Origin of the sequence: Klebsiella sp. HMSC09D12 (assembly GCF_001808475.1) — a bacterium.
GTDB lineage: Bacteria > Pseudomonadota > Gammaproteobacteria > Enterobacterales > Enterobacteriaceae > Klebsiella > Klebsiella oxytoca.
The window spans coordinates 115,836-135,986 of record NZ_KV793476.1 but is presented as its reverse complement, the minus strand read 5'-3'; the positions used below and the strand labels follow the sequence as shown (position 1 = coordinate 135,986).

19 protein-coding genes are annotated in these 20,151 nt (G+C 54.6%); 9 read left to right on the top strand and 10 right to left on the bottom strand.

The window, feature by feature from the left end; translation table 11 throughout:
* Nucleotides 1-105: 105 nt before the first annotated feature.
* Entirely contained in the window at nt 106-672 is a 567-nt protein-coding gene (gene gmhB, locus HMPREF3178_RS14215; RefSeq protein ID WP_004107881.1) for a D-glycero-beta-D-manno-heptose 1,7-bisphosphate 7-phosphatase, read from the bottom strand.
* 188 nt (nt 673-860) lie between these two features.
* On the opposite strand from gmhB, the gene metN reads away from it, so the two are divergent.
* The 7 genes from metN to HMPREF3178_RS14180 all read left to right on the top strand — a co-directional run bounded on the left by metN (nt 861) and on the right by HMPREF3178_RS14180 (nt 7,314).
* On the top strand, nt 861-1,892 hold the full coding sequence (gene metN / locus HMPREF3178_RS14210) for a methionine ABC transporter ATP-binding protein MetN (protein WP_004107883.1): 1,032 nt from the start codon (nt 861-863) through the stop codon (nt 1,890-1,892).
* Nucleotides 1,885-2,538, top strand: a complete 654-nt coding sequence (locus tag HMPREF3178_RS14205; RefSeq protein WP_004098792.1) for a methionine ABC transporter permease MetI — start codon at nt 1,885-1,887, stop codon at nt 2,536-2,538. Before metN ends, HMPREF3178_RS14205 begins: the two co-directional genes overlap by 8 nt.
* Nucleotides 2,539-2,577: 39 nt before the next feature.
* On the top strand, nt 2,578-3,393 hold the full coding sequence (gene metQ / locus HMPREF3178_RS14200) for a methionine ABC transporter substrate-binding lipoprotein MetQ (RefSeq protein ID WP_004107886.1): 816 nt from the start codon (nt 2,578-2,580) through the stop codon (nt 3,391-3,393).
* 107 nt (nt 3,394-3,500) lie between these two features.
* Nucleotides 3,501-3,908 carry an Rcs stress response system protein RcsF gene (rcsF, locus tag HMPREF3178_RS14195; RefSeq protein ID WP_004107888.1) on the top strand — a complete coding sequence of 136 codons (408 nt, stop codon included), beginning with the start codon at nt 3,501-3,503 and terminating at the stop codon, nt 3,906-3,908.
* On the top strand, nt 3,905-4,612 hold the full coding sequence (gene tsaA / locus HMPREF3178_RS14190) for a tRNA (N6-threonylcarbamoyladenosine(37)-N6)-methyltransferase TrmO (protein ID WP_004107890.1): 708 nt from the start codon (nt 3,905-3,907) through the stop codon (nt 4,610-4,612). The genes rcsF and tsaA overlap by 4 nt, the downstream gene beginning before the upstream one ends.
* Nucleotides 4,613-4,722: 110 nt before the next feature.
* Entirely contained in the window at nt 4,723-6,441 is a 1,719-nt protein-coding gene (gene proS, locus HMPREF3178_RS14185) for a proline--tRNA ligase (RefSeq protein WP_004107892.1), read from the top strand.
* Nucleotides 6,442-6,492: 51 nt separating this feature from the next.
* Complete coding sequence (locus HMPREF3178_RS14180; RefSeq protein ID WP_004107894.1) at nt 6,493-7,314, top strand: YaeF family permuted papain-like enzyme; 822 nt, start codon at nt 6,493-6,495, stop codon at nt 7,312-7,314.
* On the opposite strand, the gene nlpE is transcribed toward HMPREF3178_RS14180, so the two are convergent.
* The 3 genes from nlpE to HMPREF3178_RS14165 are packed head-to-tail and all read right to left on the bottom strand — an operon-like array spanning nt 7,315 to nt 9,013.
* A complete protein-coding gene (gene nlpE, locus HMPREF3178_RS14175) occupies nt 7,315-8,037 on the bottom strand; it encodes an envelope stress response activation lipoprotein NlpE (RefSeq protein ID WP_016807408.1) in 723 nt (240 codons plus the stop codon).
* Nucleotides 8,038-8,057: 20 nt separating this feature from the next.
* The gene (gene arfB / locus HMPREF3178_RS14170) at nt 8,058-8,471 is read right to left on the bottom strand and encodes an alternative ribosome rescue aminoacyl-tRNA hydrolase ArfB (RefSeq protein WP_017144943.1); all 414 of its coding nucleotides are present in this window, start codon (nt 8,469-8,471) and stop codon (nt 8,058-8,060) included.
* The gene (locus tag HMPREF3178_RS14165; protein WP_004107900.1) at nt 8,468-9,013 is read right to left on the bottom strand and encodes a YaeQ family protein; all 546 of its coding nucleotides are present in this window, start codon (nt 9,011-9,013) and stop codon (nt 8,468-8,470) included. The genes arfB and HMPREF3178_RS14165 overlap by 4 nt, the downstream gene beginning before the upstream one ends.
* Nucleotides 9,014-9,209: 196 nt before the next feature.
* Here HMPREF3178_RS14165 and HMPREF3178_RS14160 point away from each other — a divergent pair, with 196 nt between their 5' ends.
* Both HMPREF3178_RS14160 and rof read left to right on the top strand, forming a co-directional pair.
* Nucleotides 9,210-9,410 (top strand): YaeP family protein, encoded by a 201-nt coding sequence (locus HMPREF3178_RS14160; RefSeq protein ID WP_004107902.1) that lies wholly within the window; start codon nt 9,210-9,212, stop codon nt 9,408-9,410.
* Nucleotides 9,397-9,657, top strand: a complete 261-nt coding sequence (gene rof / locus HMPREF3178_RS14155) for a Rho-binding antiterminator (protein ID WP_004107903.1) — start codon at nt 9,397-9,399, stop codon at nt 9,655-9,657. The genes HMPREF3178_RS14160 and rof overlap by 14 nt, the downstream gene beginning before the upstream one ends.
* A gap of 15 nt (nt 9,658-9,672) precedes the next feature.
* Here rof and tilS read toward each other — a convergent pair whose 3' ends face one another.
* From tilS to dnaE, 6 genes are all read right to left on the bottom strand, one after another.
* The gene (gene tilS, locus HMPREF3178_RS14150) at nt 9,673-10,980 is read right to left on the bottom strand and encodes a tRNA lysidine(34) synthetase TilS (RefSeq protein ID WP_004107905.1); all 1,308 of its coding nucleotides are present in this window, start codon (nt 10,978-10,980) and stop codon (nt 9,673-9,675) included.
* Between the two features lie 63 nt (nt 10,981-11,043).
* Nucleotides 11,044-11,433 (bottom strand): VOC family protein, encoded by a 390-nt coding sequence (locus tag HMPREF3178_RS14145; protein WP_004107908.1) that lies wholly within the window; start codon nt 11,431-11,433, stop codon nt 11,044-11,046.
* Nucleotides 11,434-11,495: 62 nt separating this feature from the next.
* Nucleotides 11,496-13,634: a lysine decarboxylase LdcC gene (locus HMPREF3178_RS14140; RefSeq protein ID WP_026055832.1), complete on the bottom strand. Its 2,139-nt coding sequence runs from the start codon at nt 13,632-13,634 to the stop codon at nt 11,496-11,498.
* Nucleotides 13,635-13,710: 76 nt separating this feature from the next.
* Nucleotides 13,711-15,501 carry a chitinase gene (locus HMPREF3178_RS14135; RefSeq protein WP_004107911.1) on the bottom strand — a complete coding sequence of 597 codons (1,791 nt, stop codon included), beginning with the start codon at nt 15,499-15,501 and terminating at the stop codon, nt 13,711-13,713.
* A gap of 190 nt (nt 15,502-15,691) precedes the next feature.
* A complete protein-coding gene (gene accA, locus HMPREF3178_RS14130) occupies nt 15,692-16,651 on the bottom strand; it encodes an acetyl-CoA carboxylase carboxyl transferase subunit alpha (RefSeq protein WP_004107912.1) in 960 nt (319 codons plus the stop codon).
* Nucleotides 16,652-16,663: 12 nt separating this feature from the next.
* The gene (gene dnaE / locus HMPREF3178_RS14125) at nt 16,664-20,146 is read right to left on the bottom strand and encodes a DNA polymerase III subunit alpha (RefSeq protein WP_004107913.1); all 3,483 of its coding nucleotides are present in this window, start codon (nt 20,144-20,146) and stop codon (nt 16,664-16,666) included.
* Between the last annotated feature and the right edge of the window lie 5 nt (nt 20,147-20,151).

Below are 20,151 nucleotides of genomic sequence, written 5' to 3'. Positions count from 1 at the left end.
TTCACATCTGCCGTGTCAGTGGGAGCGCATTATAGGGAGTTATTTTGCGGTGACAAGCGGTAAAATGCATTTTTATTTCAACCGCTCATCTTTTATACATAACGCCTATTTCTGCCGCTTTTTAATCGCATCCGGCAGGTCTGCCAGGCTGTTTAGCACCCAATCGGCAGCACTTTCCGCTTCTGGAGTGACGGGTTTACCGGTGCGTACCAATACTTTCGTGCCAACTTCCGCCGCTAAGGCCGCCTGCATATCTTCAATTTTATCGCCCACCATATATGACGCCGCCATATCAATGTGCAGGTAGTCGCGCGCCGAGATGAGCATTCCCGGATGCGGTTTACGGCAGTCGCAGGTCTGGCGAAACTCTTCAACGGTTCCCTGCGGATGGTGAGGACAATAATAGATGCCATCCAGGTCAACGCCGCGATCGGCCAGCGACCAGTCCATCCACTCCGTCAGCGTTTCAAACTGCTCTTCAGTAAACTTGCCGCGGGCGATACCGGACTGGTTGGTCACCAGCACCAGCGCATAGCCCATCTCCTTTAATTGACGCATCGCGTCAATGACGCCATCGATAAATTCAAAATTGTCGATTTCATGGACGTATCCGTGATCGACATTAATCGTGCCATCACGGTCAAGAAAAATTGCGGGTACTGACATTGCCACCGGTTTGCTCCTGATAAAGGCTAATTCGCCTAGTATCGCATGTTTCCGGACGCAAGAAAGTGCTCATTATACAGAGTCAGATTGATTTAGACGTCTGGATGCCTTAACATCCATTTCATTGACAGGCATCGCCTGGACACGGCAGAAGAAAATGCCACGGCAAACGGCTAAATGATAATAAATAACTGATGATTAAACTTTCGAATATCACCAAAGTGTTCCAGCAGGGGAACCGCAGCATACAGGCGCTGAACGATGTCAGCCTGCATGTTCCTGCCGGACAAATTTATGGCGTCATCGGCGCTTCCGGCGCGGGTAAAAGTACGTTAATCCGCTGCGTTAACCTGCTCGAACGTCCAACGCAGGGCAGCGTCCAGGTCGACGGCCAGGAGCTGACGGCGCTTTCAGAAAAAGAACTGACTCGCGCTCGCCGCCAGATTGGCATGATTTTCCAGCACTTTAACCTGCTTGCCTCACGTACCGTGTTCGGTAACGTGGCGTTGCCTCTGGAGCTCGACAATACCTCTAAAGATGAAATCAAGCGTCGGGTGACCGAGCTGCTGGATCTCGTCGGTCTGGGAGATAAACACGATAGCTATCCGGCGAATCTCTCCGGCGGGCAAAAGCAGCGCGTGGCCATCGCCCGTGCGCTGGCGAGCAATCCAAAAGTCCTGCTCTGCGACGAAGCCACCAGCGCGCTGGACCCGGCCACTACGCGTTCGATTCTGGAACTGCTGAAGGATATCAACCGTCGCCTGGGCCTGACGATTTTGCTGATTACCCACGAAATGGATGTCGTTAAACGCATCTGTGATTGCGTTGCCGTTATCAGCAACGGCCAGCTTATTGAGCAGGATACGGTGAGCGAGGTGTTCTCTCATCCCAAAACGCCTCTGGCGCAGCAGTTTATCCAGTCAACGCTGCACCTTGATATCCCGGATGATTATCAGGCCCGCCTTAAACCTGAGGCTCTTGCCGATAGCGTGCCTATGCTGCGCATGGAGTTTACCGGTCATTCCGTAGATGCCCCGCTGCTTTCGGAGACTGCCCGTCGTTTTAATGTGAATAACAACATTATTAGCGCGCAGATGGATTACGCGGGCGGCGTCAAGTTCGGCATCATGCTGACCGAGATGCACGGCTCGCAGGAAGATACCCAGGCCGCGATCGCCTGGTTGCAGGAACATCATGTAAAAGTAGAGGTACTGGGATATGTCTGAACCAATGATCTGGCTGCTGGTTCGCGGCGTATGGGAAACGCTGGCCATGACGTTTGTCTCCGGCTTCTTCGGTTTTGTTCTTGGCCTGCCGGTCGGCGTGCTGCTGTACGTCACCCGTCCCGGGCAAATTGTCGCTAATGCGAAGCTCTACCGCACGCTTTCGGCGGTGGTGAACATTTTCCGTTCGATTCCTTTTATTATCCTGCTGGTGTGGATGATCCCATTCACTCGCGTGATTGTTGGCACGTCGATTGGCCTGCAGGCTGCCATTGTCCCGCTGACGGTTGGCGCCGCGCCGTTTATCGCCCGCATGGTGGAAAACGCCCTGCTGGAGATCCCAACCGGCCTTATCGAAGCATCCCGCGCGATGGGCGCAACGCCGATGCAGATCGTGCGTAAGGTTCTTCTGCCGGAAGCGCTTCCGGGTCTGGTGAATGCGGCAACGATTACCCTTATCACGCTGGTTGGCTATTCCGCCATGGGCGGTGCCGTCGGTGCCGGCGGCCTGGGACAGATTGGCTATCAGTACGGTTATATCGGCTACAATGCAACGGTAATGAATACCGTGCTGGTGTTGCTGGTTATTCTGGTTTATTTAATTCAATTCTCTGGCGATCGTATCGTCCGGGCTGTGACTCACAAATAACATCACACACAATACAGAATCTTACAGGAAGGAAATAACATGGCCTTTAATTTCAAAACCTTTGCGGCAGTCGGCGCGTTAATCGGTTCTTTGGCGCTGGTGGGTTGCGGTCAGGACGAAAAGGATCCAAACCACATCAAAGTCGGCGTGATCGTCGGCGCGGAACAGCAGGTTGCTGAGGTTGCGCAGAAAGTAGCAAAAGATAAATACGGCCTCGATGTTGAACTGGTTACCTTCAACGATTACGTGCTGCCTAACGAAGCGCTGAGCAAAGGCGATATTGACGTTAATGCCTTCCAGCATAAACCGTACCTGGACCAGCAGATTAAAGACCGCGGCTACAAGCTGGTTTCCGTCGGCAACTCGTTTGTCTATCCCATTGCCGGTTACTCGAAAAAAATCAAATCGCTGGATGAGCTGCAGCCGGGCTCGCAGGTCGCCATTCCTAACGATCCAACCAACCTTGGCCGCTCTCTGCTGCTGCTGCAGCAGGTTGGTCTGATCAAACTGAAAGAAGGCGTTGGTCTGCTGCCAACCTCACTGGATATTATTGAAAACCCGAAAAACCTGAAAATTGTTGAGCTGGAAGCCCCGCAGCTGCCGCGCTCTCTGGATGATGCGCAGATCGCCCTGGCGGTTATTAATACCACCTACGCCAGCCAGATTGGCCTGACCCCGGCAAAAGACGGTATTTTTGTCGAAGGTAAAGAGTCTCCGTACGTGAACCTGATTGTCGCTCGCGAAGACAACAAAGATGCGGAAAATGTTAAGAAATTTGTTCAGGCTTACCAGAGTGACGAAGTTTACGAAGCAGCCAACAAAATCTTTAACGGCGGCGCGGTGAAAGGCTGGTAATCTATTCTCAGCGTAATATCATTCAGGACGGGCTTATGCCCGTCTTGTCATTTATGCAAGCACCTGATTCAATAGCGCCCTGTTTTATTATTTATTGAGGAAATACTATGCGTGCTTTACCGGTCTGTTTGTTAGCACTCATGTTAAGCGGTTGTTCCATGCTAAGCAGATCGCCAGTCGAACCTGTGCAAAGTACGGTCACTCAGCCAGCCAAATCGGAACCGGCTAAACCGAAAGCGACGCGCCCGGCCCCGGTAAGAATCTATACCGATGCAACAGAGTTGGTGGGTAAACCTTTCCGCGAACTGGGTGAAGTCACCGGTGAATCATGTCAGGCCTCTAATCAAGACTCTCCGCCCAATATCCCGACGGCTCGCAAGCGTATGCAGATTAATGCGGCAAGAATGAAAGCCAACGCTGTGCTGCTGCACCGCTGCGAAGTGACCAGCGGAACCCCGGGCTGCTACCGCCAGGCCGTTTGCCTGGGATCAGCGCTTAACGTTACGGCGCAATGAGTGCTTTTCAGTTTGCGCAGATAGGCGTTATTCGCTCGCCCTATAAAGAAAAATTTGCCGTTCCCCGCCAGCCCGGGCTGGTTAAAAACGGCGGCGGCGAATTACACCTCTTGCCTCCCTATAACCAGGCCGATGCCGTACGCGGCCTGGAAAATTTCAGCCATCTGTGGGTCCTGTTTGTGTTTCATCAGACCATGGAAGGCGGCTGGCGTCCTACCGTCCGCCCTCCCCGCCTCGGCGGTAACGCGCGAATGGGCGTATTCGCTACCCGTTCGACCTTTCGTCCTAATCCAATCGGTATGTCTCTGGTCGAGCTAAAAGGTATTCGCTGCCAGAAAGAACATGTCGTGCTTGAGTTAGGCAGCCTGGACCTGGTAGATGGAACGCCGGTCGTGGATATCAAACCTTACCTGCCCTTTGCCGAAGCACTGCCGGATGCCAGCGCAAGCTATGCTCAGGAGGCTCCAGGGGCGGAAGTAGCGGTGAGTTTCACGCCGGATACAGAAGCGCAAATTTTAACGCTGGAGCGACGCTATCCTCGCCTTAAGTCGTTTATTAGCGAAGTTCTGGCGCAGGATCCGCGACCGGCATACCGCAAAGAAGAGGAGCCGGGAAAAACCTACGCCGTCTGGCTGCTGGATTTTAACGTGCGCTGGCGGGTGATTTCGTCCGGTTTTGAAGTCTTTTCTCTCGAAGCACGCTAATTTTATTCTCCTCTCTTTTGGCATCTTTGCCACACTGGTAAACTAAACCACTTTTTTGTGTCAGGCTGGCTTCCAGCCTGTATCGATCGTCCAAATGGAACCGTAACAACATGCGTACTAGCCAATACCTGCTCTCCACTCTGAAGGAGACACCTGCCGACGCCGAGGTTATCAGCCATCAGCTGATGCTGCGCGCCGGGATGATCCGCAAGCTGGCCTCCGGGTTATATACCTGGCTGCCGACCGGCGTGCGCGTCCTGAAAAAAGTCGAAAACATCGTGCGTGAAGAGATGAACAACGCCGGTGCAATCGAGGTGTTAATGCCGGTAGTTCAGCCCTCTGAGCTGTGGCAAGAGAGTGGTCGTTGGGAACAGTACGGCCCGGAACTGCTGCGTATTGCTGACCGTGGCGAACGTCCGTTCGTACTCGGCCCGACTCATGAAGAAGTCATCACCGACCTGATTCGTAATGAGCTGAGCTCTTACAAACAGCTGCCGCTGAACTTCTATCAGATCCAGACCAAATTCCGTGACGAAGTTCGCCCGCGTTTCGGCGTAATGCGTTCCCGTGAATTCCTGATGAAAGATGCTTACTCTTTCCATACCTCTCAGGAATCGCTGCAGGAGACCTACGACGCGATGTACGCCGCGTACAGCAAAATCTTCAGCCGTATGGGGCTGGATTTCCGCGCGGTACAGGCTGACACCGGTTCTATCGGCGGCAGCGCATCTCACGAATTCCAGGTACTGGCGCAGAGCGGTGAAGATGACGTCATTTTCTCTGACTCTTCTGACTACGCGGCCAATATTGAGTTCGCCGAAGCCGTTGCGCCGAAAGAGCCGCGCGCGGCCGCCACGCAGGAAATGACCCTGGTCGATACGCCTGACGCTAAAACCATCGCCGAGCTGGTCGAGCAGTTCAATTTGCCGATTGAAAAAACCGTGAAAACCCTGCTGGTAAAAGCAGTAGAAGACAGTGAGTATCCGCTGATAGCCCTGCTGGTTCGCGGCGATCATGAACTGAACGAAGTCAAAGCGGAAAAACTGCCGCAGGTCGCCAGCCCGCTGACCTTCGCAACCGAAGAAGAGATTCGCGCGCTGGTGAAAGCGGGTCCCGGTTCTCTTGGCCCGGTTAATATGCCTGTTCCGGTGATTATTGACCGTACCGTTGCCGCCATGAGCGATTTCGCCGCGGGCGCGAACATTGACGGTAAACACTACTTCGGCATCAACTGGGATCGCGACGTCGCCACTCCTGAAGTGGCAGATATCCGTAACGTAGTGGCCGGTGACCCGAGCCCGGACGGTAAAGGCACGCTGTTGATTAAACGCGGTATCGAAGTGGGCCACATCTTCCAGCTGGGTACCAAGTACTCTGAAGCGATGAAAGCCTCCGTACAGGGCGAAGATGGCCGTAATCAGATCCTGACTATGGGCTGCTACGGTATCGGGGTGACTCGCGTGGTGGCGGCAGCCATTGAGCAGAACTTTGACGAGCGCGGGATCTTGTGGCCGGAAGCTATCGCCCCGTTCCAGGTTGCGATTCTGCCGATGAACATGCACAAATCCTATCGCGTGCAGGAGCTGGCTGAGAAGCTGTATGCTGAGCTAACCGCGCTGGGCATCGAAGTGCTGATGGATGACCGTAAAGAGCGTCCGGGCGTGATGTTCGCCGATATGGAGCTTATCGGAATTCCGCATACCATCGTGCTGGGCGACCGTAACCTCGACAACGACGATATTGAATATAAATATCGCCGCAGCGGCGAGAAACAGCTGATTAAAACCGGCGATATCGTGAATTACCTGGTACAACAAATTAAAGGTTAACGCCAAAAGAGGCTCTGGTTTCAGAGCCTCTTTTTTACAAGGATTGTAATCATGGCTAAACGACGGGCTAATCATGTCCTGCTTTTTCCCGTATCGTTCTTACTTTCTGCCTGCACGGTAGACGTCAGCCGGTCCGTGCCTTCCGCTTCCACTATTAAGCAACCATCGCAGCAATGGGCGATTAAGCTTCAGCGCCAGAGCTCGGTGGCTAATAACACGCTGACTGAAATTAACGCACAAGATCTGCTCCCCGGCGATCTCCTTTTCTCTTCCAGCATTGGCGTGACGTCCCTGGGGATTCGTGCTCTTAGCACATCCTCCGTTAGCCATGTCGCTATCTATATCGGTGATAACCAGGTTGCAGAGGCAACCGGCGCTGGGGTGCAGGTTGTGCCTCTCCGGCAAGCGATGCAGCACAGCGATAAGCTGTTTGCCCTAAGAGCGCCTGACCTCACGCCGCAACAGGCCGCTGGCATTAAAAATTTCGCCTATAAAAACAGAAACAGCGCCTATAACTATCGCGGCATTATTGAATTTGTGCCCTTTATGGTCACCAAACAGCTATGCACCCTGAATCCCTTCTCAAAAGATTTCCGCCAGCAGTGCGTGAACGGTCTGGCCAAAGCCCAGCTGAGCGATGCAGCATCCGGGGACAAAAAAATGTGGTTTTGTTCGGAGTTTGTCAGCGATGCCTTCGCGAAGGCCGGACACCCGCTGACCCTGGCTCAACCGGGCTGGATTAGCCCATCAGACTTGCTTCATATGCGTGAGGGGGATGTGGCAAACTTTAAGCCCGAAACACAATTGCAGTATATCGGGCATCTTAAATTGGGAATTTATATCAAGACAAGCCGCCTCGTAGGACTCAATTAATTAACGAGAATTGCAGTCTTCTTTTTGATAAAACTTGCCGGGTGAATCCACCGCCAGAACTTTAACCGGCGCTCCCGAATCCGGATTCGCTTCCAGCGTAAAGTGCCCCTCAACCACCAGCAGCACCGGTCGAGTATCCGTACCGCGCGCAGCGGCATAATCACGCTCGAGCTGAGCATTATTGGCGACAGCCACTCGCTTGCCGGTCGCGCAATCGGTAAAGGTCGCCGCATCCGCCATATAGAAGTACATTCCGCGCATCGCCATTGGCGTGATGGGCAGACTGGCTTTGACTGATTCAAGCGTATAGTTCAGCGTCGACTCGATGGGGTTACCGTCGCGATCGAGCATTTCCAGCTTATCGCCCTTCGCCCGATAATAAGACTTCTCGCCTTTGCTGTCGGTCAGCACCAGCTTATCAGCCGTGCGCGCCCAGGTACCATATGAAGCAAAAGAGGAAGGTTCGCGGCTAACGCCCTGATATCGTTCATTCATCACCCAGGTGCCGTCTTTCTCAAGAAAGAGCGAGGTTTCAATCCCTTCGCAGTCGGCGCACGGCAGCACGCCGCGCCAGCTCTGCTGCATCGGTTTTAGCTCTTCCATCGGCGCCGGCTGTAACGTTTCCATTTCCGTACGATGGTTACAGCCGAACAGGGCAAAGAGCGAACAGGCCGCCACGACTGAAAATACGATTTTCTTCACTGTAAATTCCTTATCATCCATTCCACCGGTTCGCCATATTCTTACTGGCGAACCTTTCCACGCAGCGCTTTAACTGAGGATTTTTGCGCCTTTGAAGCCAGTCGGCGCTCTTTTGAGGCCCTGGTTGGTCGCGTCTCCCGGCGGCTCTTCTGCACTGCGGTTAATTCTTGTATTAGGGTAACCAGACGCGCAATTGCCGCTTCACGATTCATTTCCTGGCTGCGATATTCCTGAGCCTTAATGATAACCACACCCTCGGCAGAAATTAAGTGGTGGCTGGCGGTAAGCAGACGTTCCTTATAATAGTCAGGCAGGCTCGAGGCTTTAATATCAAAGCGCAAATGAATAGCCGTTGAGGACTTATTCACGTGCTGACCGCCCGCGCCCTGCGCGCGTATGCCGGAAAGTGAAATCTCGTCCTCCGCAATCGCGACGCTGCGGCTAATCGTAATCATGCGGGTGTTTGCCAGGCCGTTAAATGAATTTCCAGATTATTCTTAGCGTCAGATAACCAGATAGCGCCGTCCTGGATGGTCGCCTGCAGCGACATGGTCCGATCGGCAAAAGCGCTGAGCTGCGCCAGCTGAGTATCATCCAAATACCACACCGACAGCTTCGAAAACTGAGCCATTTTGTTCTGGTTTTGCTGCCACCAGATTTCTGCCGCCCGACTATTATAGGCGAACAGCGCCACCTGCTGGGCCCGCGAGCAGGCTTTTTTAATTCGCCGCTCGTCCGGTAGCCCCAGTTCAATCCACAGATCCACGCCCAGATGATCGTTAAGCAGCCAGAGTTCCGCTTCATCGTCGGAAGATAAACCGCGGGTAAACTGCAGACGCTCGTCGGCGTATTTAATCCACGCCAGCAGGCGCAGCATCATGCGCTCCTGGGTTTCTGACGGATGCTGGGCAAGCGTCAAACTGGCATCCAGAAACTGGTTGCGGTCCAGGTCGGCTACGTTCACCGTCGCTTTATAAATCGTCGCTTTCAGCGCCATGACTCTACTCCTGATAAAAATGGCGTACATTGTAGCGAAACTGACGGCAAAAGGCTGTCAGCAATCGACGGATCGCCTCTCATCCTGCTGATATTGCTTAAATGACTATGGTATAGTCACCTTGCTAAACAGAGTTTATCTTCGTAGGCTTAAACTTACATCCCACGGTTAAGTCAGAACGCTGACAGGAGGGCATGTGGAAAAATATTGTGAGTTAATACGCAAGCGGTATGCGGAAATAGCCAGCGGGGACCTTGGGTATATCCCGGATGCGCTAGGTTGCGTGTTGAAAGTATTGAATGAGGTTGCGGCGGATCAGGCCCTTGCTGAGTCAGTCAGGGAAAAGGCCGCATATGCGGCGGCAAACTTACTGGTGAGCGATTATGTCAATGAATGATACTTATCAACCCATCAATTGCGATGATTATGACAACCTCGAACTTGCCTGTCAGCACCATCTGGTCCTGGCGCTGGAGCTCAAAGATGGCGAACAGCTGCAAGCGAAGGCCAACGATCTTATCTCGCGCAAAAATATCGAGTATCTGGTCGTAGAGCTCGCCGGGAACGTCCGCGAACTGCGCCTGGATAAAATCGCCAGCTTCAGCCATCCGCAAATCGGTACGGTAGTCGTTAGCGAGTCCTGAATCAAAACGGGTGGCCTAGCCGCCCGTTTTCCTCCATCTCATCTGTAAGCCTTCACTTTCCTGAACTTTCCCATCGACGGTAATAAACAGACCATCGGCGGCGGCAATAAGCGTTTCGCCATAGAACAGTAGCGGAGTCGTATCGCGCCGCCAGGGCGCAACGCCCAGCTCCTGCCAGATTTTTTTCAGCTTGCGACCACCGTTGCGACCCACGATATGCAGATTACCGCTGGCACGAAAGCGAACAGTAACGGCTTCTCCCTCGCGCGGCCCGCGTAACGGCCCGCCGGACAGTAAGCTCAGCTCGCCGAGACCGTCAGGTAACGGCAGCGGGCTGGCAGTATCGCGCCACTCCAGCATTGTCTCACTCTGGCCTGGAATATATCTCACCCAGTACAGACGCTGCTGGTAGCGGCGAACGGTAAACGGGCCAAGGCGCAAACAGGGAAACGCATCCTCGCGCGCCATCGCCACTTCACGCCAGATACGCTCCGGCACCTCGCGCGAAGGCATTGGCGCATTGAGCCCAGCCAGCCAGCGGCGCAGCAGCGCGGCCCGCCGAGGCGCGCTCATAGTCGTCAACGGAGCGATAGTTAACGAACTGTCCTCAGCAACCAGCGTTGCCAGCTCGGCGGCCAGCATTTCATCCAGCAGCTGTTCCTGTTCGCCGCACAGGCTGGCGCTGCGCGCCACGGCCTCGGCAAAGTGCGGCCAGCGAGCATGAAGCAGCGGGAGAATCCGCAGGCGGAGAAAGTTGCGATCGTAAGCGTCATCCTGGTTGCTTTCGTCTTCAATCCAGCTGAGCTGACGGGCCATCGCCCACTGATGGAGGGAGTCACGGCTTTCGTGAAGCAGCGGGCGCAGCAGTTTCGTCCCGGCAAAATCGGACTCGCCGGCCATCGCCGAGAGCCCGGTAGGGCCGCTTCCCCGCTTAAGGGCTAACAGGAAGGTTTCGCACTGGTCGTCAAGATGCTGCGCGGTCACCAGCGCTTCGCCGGGCGCCAGCGCCGAACGAAATGCCTGGTAGCGCGCCTGGCGCGCATGAGCCTCAATTCCCAACCCCTCATCGGCGAGCGCGACCCGCTCTACCAGAAGCGGCACCTGCCACTGCTGGCACATTTGCTGGCAGTGCGCCACCCAGTCGTCGGCATTGGCGCTGAGCCCGTGGTGAATATGTATCGCCCTCAGGCGAACGGTGGGATCCTGCTCGCGCCAGAGCACCAGGCGATATAAAAGCACGCTCGAATCCAGCCCGCCGCTAAAGGCCACTAAAAAATGGCGGTGCGGCTGAAGCGTGTGCGCAATGTCCGGGATCATCATCATGAGAGTACTAACTGAGGAAAGCGTGTTCGGCACGTTACCCGCCAGAACACGCGCTGACAAGAATTACTGCTGATAAATCTCCAGCGGCAGCCCGTCCGGATCGTTAAAAAAGGTGAAACGCTTACCGGTAAAAGGGTCGATACGAACCCCTTCACAAGGCACACCGTGCGCCTCAAGATGAGCCACAGCGGCATCGACATCATCGACGCTAAACGCCAGATGGCGTAACCCGCAGGCTTCGGGGCGACTCGGACGCGAGGGAGGAAACGGGAATGAAAACAGTTCAATGACATATTCACCATTCAGCGCCAGATCGCCTTTCCAGGAATCACGCTCTGCGCGATAAAACTCCCCCTGCAGGGTGAACCCCAGGATGTCGCAGTAAAACGCTTTACTCTTCGCATAATCCGTCGCAATGATAGCGATATGGTGAACCCGTTTTAAACCCAGCATGGTACCACTCCTCCTGTTGAAGCCAACAACGTTACTCGCTCAGTTCATTATTGCGCAAGCGCTTAGTCATTTTTTAAGACTCGAACCCAGTACACCCCATCTTCATCGCGTTTCGCGCCGTGGATATCGGTTTCGAAGCCCGGATAGTGGCGACCAATAGAGCACAGCATGAGCAGGAAATTGAGCACCGCGCGGCTCTCTTCGGCGATCATCTCACCGGGCATCAACAGCGGCACGCCGGGCGGGTACGGTAGGATCATATTCGCTGAAATACGCCCGACCAGATTTTCCAGTTCGATAGTTTCCACTTCACCTTTGATCTGCCGCTGCCAGGCCTGATGCGGCGTCATTTTCATCTCCGGCAGGACGTCAAAGGCGCTAAGCATCAGCTGCGAGAGCTGGTGCTGGCGAATCAGACGATGAATACCCTGCGCCAGATCCTGAATGCGCATATTGCGGTAAAAATCCGGATCTTCAGCGTACAGATCCGGCAGCATATTTTTCACTCGCAAATTGAGATCGTAAGAGCGTTTGAACTCAGTCAATCCGCGCAACAGTCCCATCGCTCGGGTTTTATCTATACCAATACTAAAAAGGAACAGCAGGTTGTACGGGCCCGTTTTCTCGACGACCACGCCGCGCTCATCAAGGAATTTCGCCACCAGCGCCGCCGGTATACCTTCATTATCCATATTACCCTGCTCATCCATGCCGGGCGTCAGAATCGTCACTTTCACCGGATCGAGGTACATATGGTCGCTATCGGCATCCTGAAAACCGTGCCACTGTTCACCGGGCGAAACCGGCCAGCACTGCGCTTCACCAATCTCTTCCGGCTGCCAGATATCAAAGAACCAACCGTCAGACTCCTCGCGTAATCGCTGCACCTCTTTACGAAAATCCAGCGCCCGCTCAATCGAACGCTGGATCAGTCGCCTGCCGGAATTACCCCGCAGCATGGCTGCCGCCGTTTCAATAGAGGCAACGATCGGGTAGCTCGGTGAGGTCGAGGTATGCATCATGAAGGCTTCATTGAAGGTATCTTCATCGTAGCTGCCTTTAATATGAATCAGCGAAGCCTGCGATAGCGCCGCCAGCATTTTGTGCGTCGACTGCGTTTCAAAGATCACTTTGCCCGGGATGCGATCGCCGCTCATCCCGCTTTTCCCCTGATAGATCGGATGGAAATGAGTGTAGGGTACCCAGGCGGAGTCAAAGTGGATTGACGGCACGTCGAGGGTCTCTTTGATCCAGGTCGTGTTATACAGCAGCCCGTCATAGGTGGAGTTAGTGATCACCGCATGAACCGGCCACCCGGCGCCGCCGGTGGCGTTGACTTTTTGTTGAATACTATCGCGGGTAAATTCACGCTTGGGTATGCCGCCGAGGATCCCTAGCGCGTTGCGCGTCGGTTTCAGCCATAGCGGCACCACATCGCTCATCATCAGTAAATGGGCCAACGATTTATGGCAGTTGCGATCGATAAGCAGGGTGCTGCCCGCCGGGGCAGAATACATACCAACAATTTTATTCGACGTCGAGGTTCCGTTGGTAACCATATAGCTCTGCTCGGCGCCGAAGGCGCGGGCAATATACTCCTCGGCCTCCAGATGCGGGCCGCTATGATCGAGCAGCGACCCCAGCTCCGTCACGGAAATAGAGACGTCTGCCTTTAAGGTATTACCGCCAAAGAAATCATAAAACAGACAACCCACCGGGCTTTTTTGATAGGCCGATCCGCCCATATGTCCAGGCGTACAGAAGGTATATTTTCCCTCCTGTACGTAGTTAAACAGCGCCCGGGTAAACGGCGGGGTGATGTTGTCGAGGTATTCGCGGGTGTATTGACCGATGCGGGTAGCGATCTCTTCCGAAAGCCCCAGCGCATATTCAAAGAACCATAGCGTCATACGCAGGTCCTGACTGCTGACGTCCATCGTCGAATGGGCGTTGATAAAGGCGTACAGCGGCAGATACTCATTTAAGCGATTGATATCGCTGCACAGATCCACGCTGTACTCATCCCAATCGAAAATGACTCCGCAGATCCGCGGATTATGCTCAATAAACTGCAAAAGGTCGGCGCTATTTTGCGGCCAGATGGTCTGGAAACCTTGCCGTTGCAGGGCAGCTTCCAGTTCTTTCATCGGTTCGTCTTTATAATAGACGCCGTGGGGACCCATGATCGCAATAATATTCACGCTTTCCTCCAGGAATTGACCTAAGGAAAGCATAATAGCACCCCGCCAGCGCTTAGCGCTGGCGGATTTATCTCTATTACAACGCCTTCCACGCATCGCCCCAGGCAATGCCGGCGCCAGGCTCATAGTAAGTCGGCGCCACGTTGCACCATGCTCCTTCCGGAAGCGGTTTACACTGATACAGCGCGCCGTGGTTATTGACGATATCGCCCTCTTTCCATGTCTGGGTACTGCTCCAGGAAGGATAGCTAATGGTATCGCTATCTTTGCCATCCGTCGTTTCGTCCGCAGCAGCGGCTTTGGCCTTGACGTTCAGAGTGTAAGTTGCCGTACTGGACAACGAACCGTCGCTTACCGTCAGGCTAACCACATACTGGGCATCGCGATCTTTTTCCGGTGCGGTGAAGGTAATTACGGCTTTATCCTGTCCGCTAAGGGTCTGGCCGTCCTGAGACATCCAGGTGTAGCTTAGCTTGTCGCCGTTCGCATCGGTAGAACCTTCCGCGCTCAGAGAAACCCTGGCACCAGCTTCAATTGCGCCAATCGGACCGGCGATGCGAGCCACCGGCGCCACGTTCGTCTCCTGCGCAGGTGTGGTATCGTCAGGCTTGACCGGCGTAATATCCTCGGACTGGCCGCTGTCATCAACGATATTGACGTTGAAGTGGCTCTGCACACACTTCGCATAGTCGCCCTCTTTAAAAGCGGTATACGGCGTCTGATAGCCCACCAACTGGCAGGCGTTAGTCTTGCCGTCAGCGGTGTCCGGACTCCATCCCCAATCCTCTTCCCAGTAAATCGGCAATGCGCCCGCGCCGCCTTCATCGAACTGCTTCATATTCTTACAGCCGAGAACTTCGTCGTCGGCAATCGGCACTTTGAGGTAGTTTGCGAACTCTTTGTAGTAAGCAATACGGTTAAGAGACTGCGCGTTCTCTTCCGCCCCGCCGCACTCAACGCCGCCGTTGATAATCTGAATGGTTACCCCAAAGCCTTCGACCAGGCCATTTGCTTTATCATGATCGTTTGGAACCCAGGTTCCGTCGATGACGTGCAGCATAGAGGGCTTCGGCGGCTGCGGATAAACGAAGAAAAAGACGGCGCTCGCCAGGTTCATCCAGGTATCCGCCACCAGCTCCGGTTTATCCAGCAGAGGACGAACGTCGCCATCGTACATTGCATCGGAGAACGGACCATAGTTGTAGTTATAGGACAGCTGTTTCGCTCCGCGGCCGAAGTAGCTCAGGTAGTCGCCGTCTTTATCTTTACCGCATGGCCAGGTCTGCCCCTGCCAGATAGAGGGATCGCATTCGCCGTTATAGCCGCCCTTCTGACCTTCAACCCAGCCAACCTCACGCAGATAAACCAGCGCCTGACGCCATTCGGGAATATCACGCCAGCTTTCATGGCCGCCGGTCTCCTGAGCAAAGTGGGCAAACATGGTTGCCAGCGATTTACGGCAGATGGCATCGCTGTCGCGTCCGTCGGTATAGGTTCCGCACACGGCAGGGAATTTACCAATAGCTTTCAGAAAATTAGAGTAGGTATATTCTGCGGCGCGCATCGGGAACAGATATTCCCAATCCTGTTCTGAAAGGATGCTTTCCACACGCTTAACGTTCGCCGGGTTGCTCGCCAGGCCCGGTGCGATTTTCTCCACTTCGCTGTTAGGCAGGGTTTGAATTGATGATTTAACCGACTCCATCAGCGGAAAGTCGGTTAAGGCTTTTTCTTTAGCGGCCAGGTCGCTCGCTTTCATGGTTGTCGCTTCCGTTGCGCCCAGCAGCGGTGCAGCCTGTGCGGCCCCCAGGCTTAACATGATCCCTGCGGCCACGGCGCTTATCGCGACGGTTTTGTGCAATGCCATAGAACTTCTCCTTTATCCTTGTTAACGGCCTGCCGGGTTGCAGTACCAGGCAGTCGCTACTGTTTTAAGGGAGTGCGGCATCATCGGCTAATCACATTAGCTCTTGTTCTTCTCACGTCATCTCAATAAACAACACATAAAAAAAGGGCCGGAAAATCCGACCCTTAGCGTTGAAAAATGAGATCAATAATCAGGCGTAGCCGTAGCTCATCAGGCGTTGGTAGCGGCGGTTCAGCAGTTCTTCCTCGCCAAGCACGTCGAGGTCAGCCAGATCGGCCAACAGCTGTTCTTTCAGTGAGGCTGCCATCGCTTCCGGATTACGATGCGCGCCGCCCAGCGGTTCAGGAATGATGGAGTCAATGAGCTTCAGCTCTTTCAGACGCGGAGCAACAATTCCCATCGCTTCAGCGGCCAACGGCGCTTTGTCAGCGCTTTTCCATAGAATGGACGCACAGCCTTCCGGGGAGATAACGGAATAGGTGCTGTACTGCAGCATATTCACTTTATCACCGACGCCAATCGCCAGCGCGCCGCCGGAGCCGCCTTCACCGATAACGGTGCAGATAACCGGCACGCTCAGACGGGACATTTCACGCAGGTTGCGAGCAATCGCTTCAGACTGGCCGCGTTCTTCCGCCCCGACGCCTGGATAAGCACCAGGGGTGTCGATGAAGGTAATGATCGGCATTTTAAAGCGCTCGGCCATTTCCATCAGACGCAGCGCTTTACGATAGCCTTCCGGCGCCGGCATACCGAAGTTGCGGCGAATTTTCTCTTTGGTTTCACGCCCTTTCTGGTGGCCGATAATCATCACCGGACGCCCGTCCAGACGCGCAATCCCGCCAACGATAGCTTTATCATCGGCGTAGGCGCGATCGCCGGCCAGTTCGTCGAATTCGTCGAAAGCCAGGCGGACATAATCCAGGGTGTATGGGCGACGTGGATGGCGGGCCAGCTGGGCAACCTGCCATGCACCAAGATCGGCGAAGATCTTGCGCGTCAGCTCTACGCTCTTTTCACGCAGGCGATGCACTTCTTCATCGATATTAATATCCAGTTTCTCATCCTGACGGCTAACCGCAGTCAGAGAATCGATTTTCGCTTCCAGCTCTGCAATCGGCTGTTCAAAATCAAGGAAATTCAGACTCATAGTATTCCTGTATTAGTCAAACTCCAGTTCCACCTGCTCCGAGCCGATAAGGCCACGCAGATCGTTAAGTAAACGATCGCTCGGAGAGACGCGCCATGTTGCGCCAAAACGCAACCGCGCGCGTGCATCCGCCCTCTGATAATAGAGGTGTACTGGAATAGTTCCCGAACGGTGGGGTTCCAGAGACTGACGGAGTCGGTTTAAAAGCTGGTCATCAATTTGCCTGTCCGTCAGCGAGATAGCAAGCCCGCGAGCATATTTTTCCCGGGCTTCGTCAATGTCCATGACTTCACGAGCGGTCATTTTAAGCCCCCCGCTGAAGTCATCAAAGCTGACCTGTCCGCTGACGATAAGTATGCGGTCTTTTTCCAGCAGCTGCTGGTATTTATCCAGAGCGTCGGTGAATAGCATCACCTCCAGACGCCCGGAACGGTCATCCAGCGTACAGATGCCGATACGATTGCCGCGCTTGGTGACCATGACCCGCGCGGCAATAACGAGCCCCGCCGCCGTGGTCACTTTACCACGATCGGTCGGATGCATGTCTTTGAGTCGTACGCCGCCAACGTAGCGTTCGATCTCTTTCAAATACTGGTTAATCGGGTGCCCGGTCAGGTACAGCCCCAGGGTCTCCCTTTCGCCATCCAGCACCACCTGTTCCGGCCACGGCTGGCAGCTGGCGTAGGACTGCTCGATTTGCTCCGGCTCTTCCGCCAGCACGCCGAACATGTCCGCCTGACCGATAGCTTCGGCTTTCGCGTGCTGATCGGCAGCCTTCAGCGCGTCGCCCAGCGAATTCATTAACGCCGCGCGATGCGGCCCGAGGCGGTCAAAGGCCCCGGACATGATCAGTTTTTCCAGCACCCGACGGTTGAGTTTTTTAATATCTGTACGCGCGCAGAGATCGAACAGTTCGCGGAAATAGCCGCCCTGATTACGGGCTTCAATGATCGCCTCAATCGGACCTTCGCCGACGCCTTTAATCGCGCCGATACCATAAACGATTTCGCCATCGTCGTTAACGTGGAAATGGTACAGGCCGGAGTTAATATCCGGCGGCAGAATTTTCAGCCCCATCCGCCAGCACTCATCCACGAGGCCGACGACTTTTTCGGTGTTATCCATATCCGCGGTCATCACCGCCGCCATAAATTCAGCCGGATAGTGCGCCTTCAGCCACAGCGTCTGATAGGACACTAAAGCATAAGCGGCAGAGTGCGATTTGTTAAAGCCATAACCGGCGAATTTCTCCACCAGGTCAAAGATCTTCATCGCCAGCTCGCCGTCAACGCCATTTTTCTTCGCGCCTTCTTCGAAGACGGAACGCTGCTTGGCCATCTCTTCCGGTTTTTTCTTACCCATCGCACGACGCAGCATATCCGCGCCGCCGAGGGTATAGCCGGAAAGCTCCTGGGCGATCTGCATGACCTGTTCCTGGTACAGGATAATGCCATAGGTTGGCTCCAGTACCGGTTTCAGACATTCATGCTGCCACTGTACGTCCGGATACGATATCTCTTCACGGCCGTGTTTACGGTCGATAAAGTTATCCACCATCCCCGACTGCAGCGGCCCCGGACGAAACAGGGCCACCAGGGCGATCATATCTTCGAAGCAGTCGGGCTGCAGACGCTTAATCAGATCCTTCATGCCGCGCGATTCAAGCTGGAAGACGGCGGTGGTTTCCGAGCGCTGCAGCATGTCGAAGCTTTTTTTATCGTCGAGCGGAATAGCGGCGATATCCAGCGGCCCCTCGCCGTTCTTCTCGCGGCGGGCGTTGATCATCTCCAGCGCCCAGTTAATGATGGTGAGCGTACGCAAACCGAGGAAGTCGAACTTTACCAGCCCGGCATATTCGACATCGTTTTTATCAAACTGGGTAACCGGATGCTGGCCCGCTTCATCGCAGTATAGCGGGGCAAAATCGGTAATTTTCGTCGGCGCGATCACCACCCCGCCTGCGTGTTTACCGGCGTTACGGGTGACCCCTTCGAGCTTACGCGCCATGTCGATCAGCGCTTTAACCTCTTCATCCGCCTCGTAAATTTCCGGCAGCTGCGGTTCGGCTTCAAACGCTTTCGCCAGCGTCATCCCCGGGTCTGGCGGCACCAGCTTGGAAATACGGTCAACGAAGCCGTACGGGTGACCAAGCACGCGGCCAACGTCGCGGATTACCGCCTTCGCCGCCATGGTACCAAAGGTAATAATCTGCGATACCGCATCACGACCGTACATGTCCGCAACGTGTTCAATAACCTGGTCGCGTTTCTCCATGCAGAAGTCAACGTCGAAGTCGGGCATGGAGACACGTTCCGGATTAAGGAAACGTTCGAACAGCAGGTCAAATTCCAGCGGGTCGAGGTCAGTAATTTTCAGCGCGTAAGCCACCAGCGACCCGGCACCGGAACCACGTCCTGGCCCCACCGGCACGCCGTTATCCTTCGACCACTGGATAAACTCCATCACGATCAGGAAGTAACCAGGGAACCCCATCTGGTTAATCACCTGCAGCTCAACATCCAGACGCTCATCATATTCAGGACGGCGTTTAATCCGCTCTTCCGGATCGGGGAACAGGAATTCCAGGCGCTCTTCCAGACCCTCTTTGGATTTCTTAACCAGATAATCTTCGGTGGTCATATCCCCGGTCGGGAACTGCGGCAGGAAGTATTCACCAAGGCGCACGGTCACGTTACAGCGTTTGGCGATCTCAACGCTGTTTTCCAGCGCTTCGGGAATATCGGAAAAGAGCTCGCACATCTCTTCTTCGCTGCGCATATACTGCTGCGGCGAGTAGTTGCGCGGACGCTTTGGATCGTCGAGGGTAAAGCCGTCGTGGATGGCCACGCGGATTTCATGAGCATCGAAGTCGCCCGGTTCAAGGAAGCGAACGTCGTTGGTTGCCACCACCGGTAAGCCGCGAGTTTCCGCCAGCTTCACCGCCGCATGCAGATAAGACTCTTCATCCTGGCGGCCGGTGCGAATGAGCTCAAGGAAATAGCAATCAGGGAAATGCTGCGCATAAAAATCAACGCACTGATCCACCAGCGCCATATTGCCGCGCAGCAGACTACGGCCCACGTCGCCCATACGCCCGCCGGAGAGCAGAATTAAGCCTTCTTTTAATTCGATCAGCCAGTCGCGATCGATAATCGGGCCCGCTGCGCCATAGCCGCGCTGATAGGCTTTGGAGATCAGCAGCGTCAGGTTTTGATAGCCAGTATTATTCGCAGCCAATACCGTAAGCTGGCTCAGTTCATCGCCGAGCAGATCGCTCTGGACGTGGAAATCGGCCCCGACTATGGGTTTAATTCCGGCGCCGTGTCCCGTTCCGTAGAACTTCACCAGCCCGCAGAGGTTGGTAAAATCAGTGATCGCCAGCGCAGGCATGCCGAGCGCGGCCGCCTTTTTTACTAACGGTCCGGTTTTCGCCAGACCATCGATCATGGAATAGTCGCTGTGCACCCGCAGGTGTACGAAACGTGGTTCAGCCATCTTCA

What these genes read in the sequence shown, in the direction of transcription:
- metN (WP_004107883.1), top strand. Translation starts at nt 861, where the DNA reads ATGATTAAACTTTCGAATATCACCAAAGTGTTCCAGCAGGGGAACCGC.
- HMPREF3178_RS14205 (WP_004098792.1), top strand. Translation starts at nt 1,885, where the DNA reads ATGTCTGAACCAATGATCTGGCTGCTGGTTCGCGGCGTATGGGAAACG.
- metQ (WP_004107886.1), top strand. Translation starts at nt 2,578, where the DNA reads ATGGCCTTTAATTTCAAAACCTTTGCGGCAGTCGGCGCGTTAATCGGT.
- rcsF (WP_004107888.1), top strand. Translation starts at nt 3,501, where the DNA reads ATGCGTGCTTTACCGGTCTGTTTGTTAGCACTCATGTTAAGCGGTTGT.
- tsaA (WP_004107890.1), top strand. Translation starts at nt 3,905, where the DNA reads ATGAGTGCTTTTCAGTTTGCGCAGATAGGCGTTATTCGCTCGCCCTAT.
- proS (WP_004107892.1), top strand. Translation starts at nt 4,723, where the DNA reads ATGCGTACTAGCCAATACCTGCTCTCCACTCTGAAGGAGACACCTGCC.
- HMPREF3178_RS14180 (WP_004107894.1), top strand. Translation starts at nt 6,493, where the DNA reads ATGGCTAAACGACGGGCTAATCATGTCCTGCTTTTTCCCGTATCGTTC.
- nlpE (WP_016807408.1), bottom strand. Translation starts at nt 8,037, where the DNA reads ATGGATGATAAGGAATTTACAGTGAAGAAAATCGTATTTTCAGTCGTG.
- arfB (WP_017144943.1), bottom strand. Translation starts at nt 8,471, where the DNA reads ATGATTACGATTAGCCGCAGCGTCGCGATTGCGGAGGACGAGATTTCA.
- HMPREF3178_RS14165 (WP_004107900.1), bottom strand. Translation starts at nt 9,013, where the DNA reads ATGGCGCTGAAAGCGACGATTTATAAAGCGACGGTGAACGTAGCCGAC.
- rof (WP_004107903.1), top strand. Translation starts at nt 9,397, where the DNA reads ATGTCAATGAATGATACTTATCAACCCATCAATTGCGATGATTATGAC.
- tilS (WP_004107905.1), bottom strand. Translation starts at nt 10,980, where the DNA reads ATGATGATGATCCCGGACATTGCGCACACGCTTCAGCCGCACCGCCAT.
- HMPREF3178_RS14145 (WP_004107908.1), bottom strand. Translation starts at nt 11,433, where the DNA reads ATGCTGGGTTTAAAACGGGTTCACCATATCGCTATCATTGCGACGGAT.
- HMPREF3178_RS14135 (WP_004107911.1), bottom strand. Translation starts at nt 15,501, where the DNA reads ATGGCATTGCACAAAACCGTCGCGATAAGCGCCGTGGCCGCAGGGATC.
- accA (WP_004107912.1), bottom strand. Translation starts at nt 16,651, where the DNA reads ATGAGTCTGAATTTCCTTGATTTTGAACAGCCGATTGCAGAGCTGGAA.
- dnaE (WP_004107913.1), bottom strand. Translation starts at nt 20,146, where the DNA reads ATGGCTGAACCACGTTTCGTACACCTGCGGGTGCACAGCGACTATTCC.